This window comes from Streptomyces sp. NH27 (assembly GCF_056859195.1).
In genome coordinates this window covers 1-12,426 of record NZ_JACEGK010000215.1, presented here as the reverse complement: position 1 = coordinate 12,426, position 12,426 = coordinate 1, and the positions used below count along the sequence as shown (strand labels likewise).

Sequence of the window (12,426 nt, the reverse complement as noted above, 5' to 3'; positions counted from 1 at the left end):
GGGCACCCGGCGCAGCTTCTTCATCGGGCCCAACTCGCCCTCGTAGACCTTCTTGACGCCGTCGCCCAGCGAGGTCTCGATGATGCGGATGTCGCGGACCAGGCGCTCCAGGCCCTGGGTCTCGACGGACGCGGCCTGGTCCGAGCCCCACATGGCGCGGTCGAGGGTGATGTGCCGCTCCACGAAGACCGCGCCGAGCGCGACCGCGGCGAGCGTGGTCTGCAGGCCGACCTCGTGGCCGGAGTAGCCGACCGGCACGTTCGGGAACTCGGTCCGGAGGGTGTTGATCATGCGCAGGTTCAGCTCTTCGTGCTTCGCCGGGTAGGTCGAAGTGGCGTGGCACAGCACGATGTTGTCGCTGCCGAGCACCTCGACCGCGTGCCGGATCTGCTTCGGCGTCGACATGCCGGTGGACAGCACCACGGTACGGCCGGTGGCGCGCAGCGCCTGGAGCAGCTCGTCGTCGGTGAGGCAGGCCGAAGCGACCTTGTGCACCGGCACGTTGAACTTCTCCAGGAACTCGACGGAGGGCACGTCCCACGGGGAGGCGAACCAGTCGATGCCCCGCTTGCGGCAGTACTCGTCGATCGCGCGGTAGCCCTCCTCGTCGAACTCGACGCGGTGCCGGTAGTCGATGTACGTCATCCGGCCCCAGGGGGTGTCGCGCTCGATCTCCCACTGGTCGCGAGGAGTGCAGATCTCCGGGGTGCGCTTCTGGAACTTGACCGCGTCGCAGCCCGCGGCCACGGCCGCGTCGATCAGGGCGAACGCGTTCTCCAGGTCGCCGTTGTGGTTGATGCCGATCTCGCCGGTGACGTACACGGGCTGGCCGTTGCCGATGTGGCGGGAGCCGACGGCACGGAGGTTGGCGGGGAGGGTGGTGGTCACGGCGTGTTCCTTCACTACGGGGTTGGGACAGGGGAGTTGGCACGGGCCGGACGGCCCGGGGAAGAGAAGGGGGACAGAACCAGGACGGGTACGGGACTCAGCGGGCGAGCGTGGGGCCGAGCAGCCAGGCGGCGATCTCGCGGATCGCGCCGTACCCGCCCTGCGTGGTGGTCACCGCGCGGGCCGCGGCGCGCACCACGTCGTGTGCGCCGGCCACGGCGACCGGCCAGCCGACGAGGCTGAAGCACGGCAGGTCGTTGACGTCGTTGCCCGCGTACAGGACCCGGTCGGGGGCGATGCCCTGCTCCTCGCACCACTGCTTGAGCGCGAGGTCCTTGCGGTCGATGCCGTGCAGCACCGGCACCTGCAACTTGCGGGCGCGGGCGGCCACGACCGGGTTGGTCTCGCTGGACAGGATCAGTACGGGCACGCCCGCGCAGCGCAGCGCGGCGATGCCGAGGCCGTCGCCCCGGTGCACCGTGACCGCCTCGTGGCCGTCGGAGTCGATCGTCACCCGGTCGTCGGTCTGGGTGCCGTCGAAGTCGAGGACGACCGCGTCGACGTCGTCGCGGCGCGGGGTGGTGGCGCCGGCGTCGAGCAGCGGGGCGAGCGCGCGGGCCCGCTCCAGGTCGGCGGGCTCGTCGATCTCCAGCACCCGGGCCGGGTCGGTCCACACCAGGCTGGTGCGGCCGAAGAAGCGGTGCCGGGCGGCGCGGAAGCCGTCGGCGCGCATGCCGTAGGCGGCGCCGGTCTCCAGCAGGTCCTGCGGGCGGTCCTGGCGGCGCGGGCGGGTGGCCTTGTCGTGGTTGACGCCGACGGCGTTGCCGCGGAAGTCCGCGGCGGTGCCGGCAACTCCGTTCGCAGCGGCCTTGGTTCGGGCGGTACCGGTTCCAGCTGCACCGCTGCCGGCGGCGGCTGTGCCCGCTCCCGCGTCCGCGCCGTCCTCACGCCAGACGAAGCCGTGGAAGGGGGTGACGGTGTGGGCGGTGTCGGCGCCGCCGTCGGCGATCGCCTCGATCACGCCGTCGAGTTCGTCGCCGGTGATGAACGGGCTGGTGCACTGGACGAGCAGCACCACGTCGGCGGCGCTGCCGCTCATCGCCTCGTACGCGTCCATGGCGTGCAGCACGGCGGCCTCGCTGGTCGCGGTGTCGCCGGCGATCGACGCCGGCCGCAGCACCACCTCGGCGCCGGCCGCCCGGGCCACTTCGGCGATCGCCGGGTCGTCGGTGGAGACCACGATCGCGCCGATCCGGCGGGCGGCGGTGCAGGCGCGTACCGCGCGGGCCACCAGCGGCACTCCGCCGACCGTCGCCACGTTCTTGCCGGGCACGCCCTTGGAGCCGCCGCGGGCGGGGATGACGGCGAGGACCCGGGCGTCGCGGGCCGGGAGGGCCCGCAGGACCCGGTCGTACGGCTCGCCGACTCCCCCCCGGCCGGCCCGGAAGGCGAGCGCCGCAAGTTGCGCGGCCGGCACCCCTGAGTTTGCGAGGGTGCCCCGGTTCTGTCGGCCGAGGGATCACCTGCCGGTGGAGGGCACGCACGGCCCCCGACAGCCAGCCGAGCCTCCGGATCTACCGCCAGCCGTCCAGCGACACCTCGGGACCACCGGCCAGATACCCCCGCAGGGCGCTCCCGGTCGTCTCCACGAAGTCCTCGGGAACGGCGTCAACGTCGACCCAGCGGACCTGCGCGTGCTTGCGGGGTTCGCGGTTCTCGACCTCGCCGGTCCATTCGTGGGCGGCGAAGACCACAGTGAGGAAGCCGTTGGGAGCCTCGACTCCCCAGGCGCTGTGGATGATGTGGGCGACCTTCAACGCCCCAGGTCTCACGGTCAGGCCGGTCTCCTCGTACAACTCCCGTACGGCGGTCTCCGTGACCGGTTCGCCGGGCTCGCTCTTGCCGACGGGGAGGTCCCACCTGCCCTGGGCAAACTTGGCAGTCTCGCTGCGCTGAAGCAGGACGACACGGTTGCGGGCCATGTCGTGCACGATGACGGCGGCGACCAGCAGCGTCATGGATTCGCGAGCGGGTTCGAGAGCCGGGGGCCGATCGTCGTCAGTCTTCGGGTGAAGCACGATGTGTCCCTTCGTCGGCCGGCTGATCAGCGTCTCAAGCCAGCGCTTCCCGCGCGCGGCGGGCCAGTTCGGGGAAGGGCCGCAGGACCCGGTGGCATGCCTCGCCGACTCCCCCGTCCCGGCGCGAAGGCGAGCGCCACCTGGACGGCGCCCCTGAGATGGTGCGGGTCTTTCCGCGGAGGGGGTGCTGCTACGCGGTGAGTCCGGCCCGCTTCGCCATTTCCATGAGGTCCGGTTTCGACCTCTGATGGAGTATGAAGAGCACGCGGAGGACTTCGCGGCTCATGGGGTGGATCTCGGTCATCTGCGGAGCCACCGAGAACGCTCGCTTGAGGGCGTTCTCCGCTCCGTCAAGGTCCTTCGTCGCGAGTCGGGCCCTGGCCACGTCGATGAACAGTCTGCCGACCCTGTTCGGCTTGAGCCCGGCGGGCGGGTTGTCGATCAGCGGCGCGGACATCTCCGCCGCCTGGTCCGGTTTCCCCAACTCGATGTGTGCGGCCAGCTCGTACAGAGCTGTGTTCCCCACCCCGAAGGTGAGATTGTGCTGGAGCACGTCCCCGGGAAGCTGCTCGGCGAGGGCCCAGGCCCGCTCCAGATGGGCATTGGTGGCGTTCGCGTCCTTGTGGCGTGAGGCCAGGACGACGCCGCGAAGGTGCAGAGAGCCCAGGTGCACGGCCCTTTCAGCTCCGCCGGCACCCGCCGCTTCGTACTTGCTGATGGCCCGTTCCACGATTTCGAGGCCGTCGTCGTACTGACCGGCGCTCTGGAAGGTACCGGCCTCGTTCCAGGCCGCTCCGGCTTCCGCCTGGGGGTTCCAGGTCTGCTGAGCAGCCCAGAACTGACGAGACACGATCATGTCGGCGAGGTCGGGTTGGCCGAGCCGGTGCGCGACGGCGTACGCGCAGCCGTATATGTCGGCCACGTAGCCCCAAGCGGTCGCGTCGCCGCCGGAGTCCATGGCACTGGCGGTCACCTGTCCGAGCAGCCTCGGCAGGATGCGCAACAACTCCAGGTACTCGGTGTCCGCCCGCAGCGTCGCGGCCCGCTTGAGCTCTTCCCGCAGACGGGAGGGGCTCAGGGCGTCTTCCTTCGGCAAGGTATGGCGCCGCACCGCACCCCGCAGGTCATTGAGCAGGTCGGCCTGCTCGGACGGCCCGAGGAAAGGCTGTCCGTAGATGCGGGCAGTGGTCACATGCAGGGCCTTCGCGATGGCCGCGACCACCGGAGGAGTCGCCGCTCTGGTACCCACCTCGATCTTGCTCAGGTAGGAGTACGAGATCCCCGCTTCCCGGGCCAGTCGCTCCTGCCCAATGCCTCTGGCCTTGCGCAGTACGGCGATGTTCTCGCCGGCCGCCGGTGTGCTCTCCATGGCGACCACTCTCCCATGTCAAAGCCCGTGACCCAATCAACTCCAGCTCCACGGGCAGGCGTTGTGCAAGCAATGTGCCAACTGATCTTGATCTCCTGGCGTTGTCTGGTTACTGAAAGATTTCGCCGATCCGGACGCGCTCGTCGGCCGGCACGGAGTGAGGAGAGATGAGCGGACATGGCCGTGGAACCGGATCGCACGAACGGGCGCACTGACGCCACGGACCCGCTGCTACGAGGCCAGCAGGCGGCGACCGCGCTCCAAACGGCTCTTCGCAAGGCCGGGTTGCGCCCCCTTCCGTCGCTCAAGGGCGGTCACCCGATCCTCGGGCGCTCTTTCGTGGATCTGGGCGGCTGCGAGACCGAGCCGATTTTCGAACTGGCCGAGTGGATCGAAAGTCGGACCTGAGCGCCCGACTCTCCGGCCGAGGCAAGGCCGATCCGTAATCGGAGCGAACCCGCACAGAAGGCCGGCCCATTGCTTGTGCGGGCAGGCAAACGACGACTCCGTTTCGAGTCCGGACAAGGGGACGTGGTGACCCGGGCGCGCGGAATTCCCGTGCCCCCGGGGCGCATAGCACCAGCACGACCATCACCGTAGAGAGGATTTCCGTATGAACGGCAGCAGCGGAAGCGGCGGGAGCGGGACCAAGGTCGCCATCGACTGGGAGTGGTTGTCCGCGCGGGAGTTGTACGCCAGTGAACTGGCCTATCGGCGGCAGCAGGCGGGGATGACGCTGATGGAACTCGCGGGGCTGTGTATGTATGAGCAGTCGTACCTGCACCGGCTGGAGCGGGGGCAGCGCCTCGGCACCGTGGAGGCGGCCACGGCGCTGGACAAGGTGTACGGCACCGGCGACCTCCTGGTGAAGCTGTGGCACCTGGCCAAACGGGAGGCGAAGGACAAGCCGTTCCTGGGACTTGCCCCCTTGGAGTCCGACGCGGTGAGCGTCCAGGAGTACGCCGTCAGCGCCATCCCCTATCTCCTCCAGACCCGCGCCTACGCCGAGGAACAACTCCGCACCGCCCGCCCCCACAGCATCAAGCAGTTGAGCGCCCAGGTCGCCACACGGCTCAAGCGCCAGGACCGCCTCACCGGCCCGAACCCCGTCCACTACCGCGCCCTGATCGACGAGGCGGTACTACGTCGCAAAGCCAGCGACCCCCAGACGTGGACCGCACAACTGGAACACCTCATCGAGGTCGCCCAGCAACCCGATGTCTCGCTGCACGTGGTCCCGTTCGGCACCGGGCCCCACCACATCCGCAGCTGCCTGGAACTCATCTTCTTCCAGGACGGCCACACCGTCGCCTACACGCAGAGCAGTTGGAGCGGCCACCTCGTCGAAGAACCCGAAGACGTCGAACCCCTGCGGCTCGCCTACGACCTGCTCCGCGACACCGCCCTCACGCCCACCCAATCCCTGACCTTCCTCCGCACCGCGCTGGAGGAGCACACCGCGAAGGAACCCCAGCGATGAGCACCGACGCCACGGCGTTACGTACGACCAGCCGGGCACGTACCTGGCGGATCACCACGACCAACGGCACCACGGCCTACGGCTATCTGCCCGCCTGGGCGGACGACGACCCCAGCGAGACCGACCTCGACCCGCGCACCCTGAGCCTCACCCTCACCGACATCGTGCACCACTTCCCGTTCACGGGCATGACCACGCCCCTCGTCACCCGCCGCGAGGACACCCCGGACGCCGACGACGGCATCGCGTCGTACTTCTGCGAGATCGAGTGCCACCCGCACCCCGACCACGCCCACCCCGACGACCCCCTCACCCCCGTCCTCCACGTCCAGATCACCCAGAACCACACGACGACCTGCCACGAACCCGCCGAACTCATCACGCTCATCGCCCAGTTACGCGCCCACACCGACCACCTCACCCGCGACGTCCTCCCCACCTTCCGCACCATCCACGACGACTGGGCCACCCACCACCGCGCGTCGACGAAACAGCCCTCGTGAGCTGGGACATACGGCGGTGCCGTCATCCTTCCGAAGGTGCGCGCACGCGGCGAGAGCGCGGTTCGTTCTGCTGACATCACCGAACAGAGAAGACCAAGGGCAGCATGACGCTTTACGAGCTGGCCGGCCGCAGGCGTTACACGTCGCCATTTCCCGCCAGTGATCGCAGCTTTGGAGGAACAATCGTGACTGATCAACAGACGGATGAGCGCCCGGGCATCTCGGCGGCGATCATCGCCCATGAGGGGCGTGTCCTGATGGTCCGTCGACGCATCGCCGAGGGACAGCTCTCCTGGCAGTTCCCGGCCGGAGCGATCGAGGCGGGAGAGTCGCCGGAGGAAGCCGCCGTTCGGGAGACGCATGAGGAGACCGGTCTCCACGTCGTAGCCGTCCAACGGATCGGCGAGCGGGTCCATCCGAAGACGCACCGGCTGATGTCGTACACCGCCTGCGACGTCGTAGCGGGCACCGCACGTGTCGCCGACGATGACGAACTGGCGGAGCTGGCCTGGTGTGCGCACTCCGAGATCGCCGAATACGTTCCCTACGGGCTCTTCGCGCCTGTGCAGGCGTACTTGGACGGTGTTCTCGCCCGGTAGGGAAGAGGGCGGGCTCCTAGCGTCCGCGGGGCCCGGGGAGGCGGGTGCCTCGCGACCGCTCCCCTCCGGCGGGCGCCCCCGGAAGCGACGGGAACGAGGGCACCCGGGGGGATCGGTTCAGCCCTCTCGGCGGGAGAGCAGCCAGGGTTCGACCACGCCGAGCCCTCGGACCGGGCGGCGCCACATCGGCTGGAGGGCGAAGCGGTACTTCTCCGCGGTCGCGTCGACGTCGGCCTCGGAGAGGGGGGCCTCCCCGGCCGCGCCGAGCGCCTCCGCGAAGTCCCCGTCCACGAGCACGGCGTCGCGTGGCGCTATCGAGGTGAGCCGGGACGCGAGGTTGACGGTCGTCCCGAACACGTCCCCCATCCGCGTGGTGACCGTGCCGAACGCCATCCCCACCCGCAGCGCGGGCATCGTCTCGTCGCCGATCATCGTCTCGATCAGCCGTATCCCGATCTCCGCGGCGGTCCCGGGATCGTCGGCGACGAAGAGCACCTCGTCACCGAGCGTCTTGATCAGCCGCCCCCCGTACGCGGCGACCTGATCCGCCGCGGTGGTCTCGAACGCCTCGACCAGCTCGCCGAGTTCCTCCTCCTCCAGCCGGCGGGTGAGCCGGGTGAAGCCCACCAGGTCGGCGAAGCCGACGGCGAGCCGGCGGTCGACCGCCTCTTCGTCGTCGGACTGCACGACCCGGCTGGTGGCGGCCGCGACCTGGCGGCGCCACACGTAGATCAGGAACTCCTCCAGCTCCGGCAGCAGCAACTCGACCAGCGGGTAGGCCACTTCGGCCCGGGTCATGCCGGGCTCGGGCGGCTCGGTCAGCCCTTCGAGGAAGGAGTCGGTCTGCCAGTCGGCGAGCCGCGCGGTGGTCTGCCCGGTGGACCGCGCCACCTGGATCGCCATCGACTCGCTGAGCAGGCCCGCCTCGACCAGACCCGCCAGGCGGCGCAGCGCCAGAACGTCCGCCTCGGTGAGCGCCTTGGCCTGGCCGATGTCGGCGAAGCCCATCGCCCGCCAGAAACGGGACGCCAGGTCCATGGACACGCCCGCGGTGCGGGCTGCCTGGAAAGGGGTGTAGCGGCGCGGCGCGCCGAGGATCAGCTGCTCCAGCCGCAGCGCCAGCGGGTGTTCCCCGGACTCCGCCCCGGCCTCGCCGGGGTCCTGGTCCTCGCCGGGCTCCTGACCCTCCCCCGGTTCCTGGCCCTCGCCGGGGTCCTCCGCGCCGTCTTCCGCACGTTCGGCCGGTTCAGCGGAAAGTGCGGACGCACCGGACGCCGCGGGTACACCGGACGCCGCGGGTACGCCGGAATCCGCCGACCCACCGCCGGCATCGGCATCGGGCTCGGCCTCGGCACCGCCGCCCGGTGCCCCCTCGGAAGCGTGCCCGGACCCGGACCCGGACCCGGAAGCGGCCCCGGACCCGTCGCCGGCCCCACCGCCGGAGGCATCCGCACGGGCATCACCGGACGCGGCATCGCCGGACGCGCCATCACCGCCGGACGCGGCACGCGCACCGTCGGAAGCGGCTTCACCGCCGGAGGCGGTCGGCGGGGGGCTGTCGTTGTCCACGATTACCGCCCGGCCCCTGAAGAGTCCCTGCGCACAGCCCTTCCGATCATCGAGACGACGCAGCCCCTCAACGATACGGCAGGTGTGCCCTGGCTCACTCTCCCTCGGTGGGGCGCAGATGGACGACATCGCCGGCGCCGACCGGCTGCTCGCCGTGCGGCCCGGCGATCACCAGCCGTCCGTCGCCGTCGACCGCGACCGCCGTGCCGGACAGGTCCCGCCCGCCGGGCAGCTCGGCCCGCACCTGGCGGCCGAGGGTCGAGCAGCCGGCCGCGTAGGTCTGCTGGAGCCGGGACGCGGCCGGGTCGCCGTCCTCCGCCCGCCAGGCGTCGTACCAGTCGCCGAGCGAGCGCAGGACGGCCCGCAGCAGGGGGTCCCGGTCGGTGCCGGGGGCGCCGGCGAGGGCGAGCGAGGTGGCGGTCCGGACGGGCAGTTCCTCGGCGCGCAGGGAGACGTTCAGCCCGATGCCGATGACGACGGCGGTCTCCCCGACCCGCTCGGCGAGGATGCCGCCGGCCTTGCGCTCCTCGCCGTCGACGGTGAGCAGCAGGTCGTTGGGCCATTTGAGTGCCGTGTCGACGCCGGCGGCGCGGGACAGCGCGGTGGCGGTGGCGACGCCGGCGAGCAGCGGGAGCCAGCCCCAGCGGTGTACGGGGACCGGCTTGCGGATGCCGTCGGCGGTCGCGGTGGCCTCACCCGGCCGGAGCAGCACCGAGAAGAACAGGCCGGAGCGGGCCGGTGCGCTCCACCGCCGGTCCAGCCGGCCGCGCCCGGAGATCTGCTCCTCGGCGACCAGCACCGCGCCTTCGGGCGCGCCGCGCGCGGCCCGCGCGGACAGGTCGCTGTTGGTCGAGCCGGTGGCCTCCACCACATCGAGCGAGGTCCATACCGCCTCCGGTGTGACCACCGCCTTGCTCAGGGCCCCGGCGTTGAGCGGTGGCCGTTCCAGGTCGGACCAGCGGCTGGACGTCATGCCCTCACCCTATGAGCACCGCCCACCCGGTCGGCGCCACGCCCGCGTGCCCCGTAGGTGATGTGGCGAACGCCGCACTGCTCGTTCGTCTGCGTCACCACTACGCTACTCAGCAGCGTTACTCGCCAGTCACGTACGCGCGAACCGTACGCGTACGACCCGCCGAGAGCAGGAGAGCCGCGTCCATGGCCGAGCCGCAGTACGACATCCACACGACCGCGGGAAAGCTCGCCGACCTGCGCCACCGGATCGAGGAGGCGACGCACGCGGGTTCGCGCAGGGCCGTGGAGAAGCAGCACGCCAAGGGCAAGCTGACCGCCCGGGAGCGGATCGAACTGCTGCTGGACGAGGGCTCCTTCACCGAGCTGGACGAACTGGCCAGGCACCGCTCGACCAACTTCGGGCTGGCGGACAACCGCCCGTACGGCGACGGCGTGGTCACCGGCTACGGCACCGTCGAGGGCCGCCCGGTGGCGGTCTTCTCGCAGGACTTCACGGTCTTCGGCGGGGCGCTGGGCGAGGTGTTCGGCGAGAAGATCGTCAAGGTGATGGACTTCGCGCTGAAGACCGGCTGCCCGATGATCGGCATCAACGACTCCGGCGGCGCCCGCATCCAGGAGGGCGTCGCCTCGCTCGGCATGTACGGCGAGATCTTCCGCCGCAACACCCACGCCTCCGGGGTGATCCCGCAGATCAGCCTGATCGTCGGCCCGTGCGCGGGCGGCGCGGTGTACTCCCCCGCGATCACCGACTTCGTGGTGATGGTCGACCAGACCTCGCACATGTTCATCACCGGTCCTGACGTGATCAGGACGGTGACCGGCGAGGACGTCGGCATGGAGGAGTTGGGCGGTGCGCGCACCCACAACACCACCTCCGGCAACGCCCACCACCTGTCCGGCGACGAGAAGGACGCCTTCGAGTACGTCAAGGCGCTGCTGTCCTACCTGCCGAGCAACAACCTGGAGGAGCCGCCCGCCTTCCCGGTCGAGGCGGACCTGGAGTCCACCGACGAGGACCGCGAGCTGGACACGCTCATCCCGGACTCGGCGAACCAGCCGTACGACATGCACAAGATCCTCGAACACGTCCTGGACGACGGCGAGTTCCTGGAGACGCAGGCCCTCTTCGCACCGAACATCCTCACCGGCCTCGGCCGTATCGAGGGCCGGCCGGTGGGCGTGGTCGCCAACCAGCCGTTGCAGTTCGCCGGCTGCCTGGACATCAACGCCTCGGAGAAGGCCGCGCGTTTCGTGCGGACCTGCGACAGCTTCAACATCCCGGTGGTCACCTTCGTCGACGTCCCCGGCTTCCTGCCCGGCACCAGCCAGGAGTGGGACGGCATCATCCGCCGCGGCGCCAAGCTGATCTACGCGTACGCCGAGGCGACCGTGCCCCTCATCACGATCATCACCCGCAAGGCGTTCGGCGGCGCGTACGACGTGATGGGCTCCAAGCACCTGGGCGCGGACCTCAACCTCGCCTGGCCCACCGCCCAGATCGCCGTCATGGGCGCGCAGGGCGCCGTCAACATCGTGCACCGCCGCGCCCTCGCCGAGGCGGCCGCCCCGGAGGAGGCCGACGAGCTGCGCCAGCGGCTCATCACCGACTACGAGGACGCCCTGCTGAATCCTTACATCGCGGCCGAGCGCGGCTACGTGGACGCGGTCATCGAGCCGTCCAGGACCCGGGCCCAACTCGTCAAGGCGCTGCGGACGTTGCGCAACAAGCGGGAGAGCCTGCCGCCGAAGAAGCACGGCAACATCCCGCTGTAGCAGCGGTGTTCAACGGTTGCGCCGCCAACACCCGCACCCACACCCGGACCGGGCCATCCGCACGCTCGTAGGAGGACCGCACAGATGATGATCAAGGTGGAGCGGGGCCGGCCGACCCCGGAGGAGCTGGCGGCGGTCGTCGCGCTGGTCCAGGCGCGGGCCGCCGCGCTGGACTCCGGCGGCGACGACCGGCCGGGCACCAGGAGCGCGTGGTCCGACCCGGCCCGTACGGTGCCGGGCGCCGCGCCCCTGCCCGGCCCGGCGGCGTGGCGCACCTCGGTGTGGCCGGCGTGATCGCGGAGAACTGCTGGGGCGGTCGGGACGGGAAGTGAGCCGCGCCGCGCAGTGAGTACTCGTACTCAGGCGCGCGGCCGCGCGGCGGTCCACCCTTGACCGCATGCTCTGGTCCGACGATCAACCGCGCAAGCGCGACGAGGAGTTGCGCCGTGCCGAGGTCATGCTGCGCCGGGCGATGCTGCTGTTCGCGGTGGCGGCGGTCGTGGGGATGGCGCTGGTCTTCTGGCAGGCGTGAGCGGGCGGCGGCACCGGTTCGGGCGTTCTCTACGATGGCCCGGTGACCTCATCGCCCCGCCGCACCCTCGTCCTCGCGTCCGCCTCGCCCGCCCGTCTCGGGCTGCTGCGGCAGGCCGGATTTGACCCCCGGGTGGTGGTCTCCGGCGTCGACGAGGAGGCGATCACCGCGCCCTCCCCCGCCGAACTGGCCCGCGTGCTGGCCGAGGCGAAGGCGACGGCGGTCGCGGACGGCGGGCTGCTGGACGGCGGTGAACTGGTGGTCGGCTGCGACTCGGTACTCGAACTCGACGGCCGCGCGCTGGGCAAGCCGAAGGACGCGGCCGAAGCCACCGAGCGGTGGCGTGCGATGCGCGGGCGGAGCGGGGTGCTACAGACCGGGCACTGCGTCATCGACACCGCCGACGGCCGCCGGCTGTCCCGGACCGCCTCCACCACGGTGCACTTCGGCACCCCCGACGACGCCGAGATCGCGGCCTACGTCGCCAGCGGTGAACCCCTCCACGTCGCCGGCGCCTTCACCCTCGACGGCCGCTCGGCCCCCTTCGTCGACGGCATCGAGGGCGACCCCGGCAACGTGATCGGCCTCTCCCTCCCCCTCCTGCGCACCCTCCTCGCCGACTTGGGCACCCCGATCACCGACCTGTGGACGTAGCCGCGC

14 protein-coding genes are annotated in these 12,426 nt (G+C 70.9%); 8 read left to right on the top strand and 6 right to left on the bottom strand.

Going from position 1 to position 12,426, the window contains the following annotated elements:
- The 4 genes from AC13HU_RS18815 to AC13HU_RS18800 all read right to left on the bottom strand — a co-directional run.
- Positions 1-888: N-acetylneuraminate synthase family protein (locus AC13HU_RS18815; RefSeq protein ID WP_483043054.1), on the bottom strand; the 888-nt coding region annotated here is incomplete at its 3' end.
- Between the two features lie 97 nt (positions 889-985).
- Positions 986-2,290 (bottom strand): cytidylyltransferase domain-containing protein, encoded by a 1,305-nt coding sequence (locus AC13HU_RS18810; RefSeq protein ID WP_483043055.1) that lies wholly within the window; start codon positions 2,288-2,290, stop codon positions 986-988.
- 172 nt (positions 2,291-2,462) lie between these two features.
- Positions 2,463-2,906: an NUDIX domain-containing protein gene (locus AC13HU_RS18805; RefSeq protein WP_483043053.1), complete on the bottom strand. Its 444-nt coding sequence runs from the start codon at positions 2,904-2,906 to the stop codon at positions 2,463-2,465.
- A gap of 250 nt (positions 2,907-3,156) precedes the next feature.
- Complete coding sequence (locus AC13HU_RS18800) at positions 3,157-4,335, bottom strand: helix-turn-helix domain-containing protein (RefSeq protein ID WP_366414315.1); 1,179 nt, start codon at positions 4,333-4,335, stop codon at positions 3,157-3,159.
- A 177-nt stretch (positions 4,336-4,512) separates the two neighbouring features.
- Between AC13HU_RS18800 and AC13HU_RS18795 the strand changes: the two genes are divergently transcribed.
- The 4 genes from AC13HU_RS18795 (at position 4,513) to AC13HU_RS18780 (ending at position 6,917) form a co-directional block, all read left to right on the top strand.
- Complete coding sequence (locus AC13HU_RS18795; RefSeq protein ID WP_483043052.1) at positions 4,513-4,743, top strand: hypothetical protein; 231 nt, start codon at positions 4,513-4,515, stop codon at positions 4,741-4,743.
- A gap of 205 nt (positions 4,744-4,948) precedes the next feature.
- A complete protein-coding gene (locus tag AC13HU_RS18790; protein WP_483043051.1) occupies positions 4,949-5,815 on the top strand; it encodes a helix-turn-helix domain-containing protein in 867 nt (288 codons plus the stop codon).
- Positions 5,812-6,318 (top strand): DUF6907 domain-containing protein, encoded by a 507-nt coding sequence (locus AC13HU_RS18785; protein ID WP_483043050.1) that lies wholly within the window; start codon positions 5,812-5,814, stop codon positions 6,316-6,318. The genes AC13HU_RS18790 and AC13HU_RS18785 overlap by 4 nt, the downstream gene beginning before the upstream one ends.
- A gap of 185 nt (positions 6,319-6,503) precedes the next feature.
- Entirely contained in the window at positions 6,504-6,917 is a 414-nt protein-coding gene (locus AC13HU_RS18780; RefSeq protein ID WP_483043049.1) for an NUDIX hydrolase, read from the top strand.
- Between the two features lie 117 nt (positions 6,918-7,034).
- Here the strand turns inward: AC13HU_RS18780 and AC13HU_RS18775 are convergent, their stop codons facing one another.
- Both AC13HU_RS18775 and AC13HU_RS18770 read right to left on the bottom strand, forming a co-directional pair.
- Positions 7,035-8,486 (bottom strand): adenylate/guanylate cyclase domain-containing protein, encoded by a 1,452-nt coding sequence (locus AC13HU_RS18775; protein WP_483043048.1) that lies wholly within the window; start codon positions 8,484-8,486, stop codon positions 7,035-7,037.
- A 94-nt stretch (positions 8,487-8,580) separates the two neighbouring features.
- Positions 8,581-9,459, bottom strand: a complete 879-nt coding sequence (locus tag AC13HU_RS18770; RefSeq protein WP_483043047.1) for a biotin--[acetyl-CoA-carboxylase] ligase — start codon at positions 9,457-9,459, stop codon at positions 8,581-8,583.
- A 185-nt stretch (positions 9,460-9,644) separates the two neighbouring features.
- Here AC13HU_RS18770 and AC13HU_RS18765 point away from each other — a divergent pair, with 185 nt between their 5' ends.
- From AC13HU_RS18765 to AC13HU_RS18750, 4 genes are all read left to right on the top strand, one after another.
- Positions 9,645-11,234 (top strand): acyl-CoA carboxylase subunit beta, encoded by a 1,590-nt coding sequence (locus AC13HU_RS18765; protein ID WP_483043046.1) that lies wholly within the window; start codon positions 9,645-9,647, stop codon positions 11,232-11,234.
- 84 nt (positions 11,235-11,318) lie between these two features.
- Entirely contained in the window at positions 11,319-11,528 is a 210-nt protein-coding gene (locus tag AC13HU_RS18760; RefSeq protein ID WP_483043045.1) for an acyl-CoA carboxylase subunit epsilon, read from the top strand.
- Positions 11,529-11,631: 103 nt separating this feature from the next.
- The gene (gene mmpB, locus AC13HU_RS18755; protein WP_483043044.1) at positions 11,632-11,766 is read left to right on the top strand and encodes a morphogenic membrane protein MmpB; all 135 of its coding nucleotides are present in this window, start codon (positions 11,632-11,634) and stop codon (positions 11,764-11,766) included.
- Between the two features lie 42 nt (positions 11,767-11,808).
- Positions 11,809-12,420, top strand: coding sequence for a nucleoside triphosphate pyrophosphatase (locus tag AC13HU_RS18750; RefSeq protein ID WP_483043043.1), 612 nt, complete (start codon positions 11,809-11,811; stop codon positions 12,418-12,420).
- Positions 12,421-12,426 lie beyond the last annotated feature (6 nt).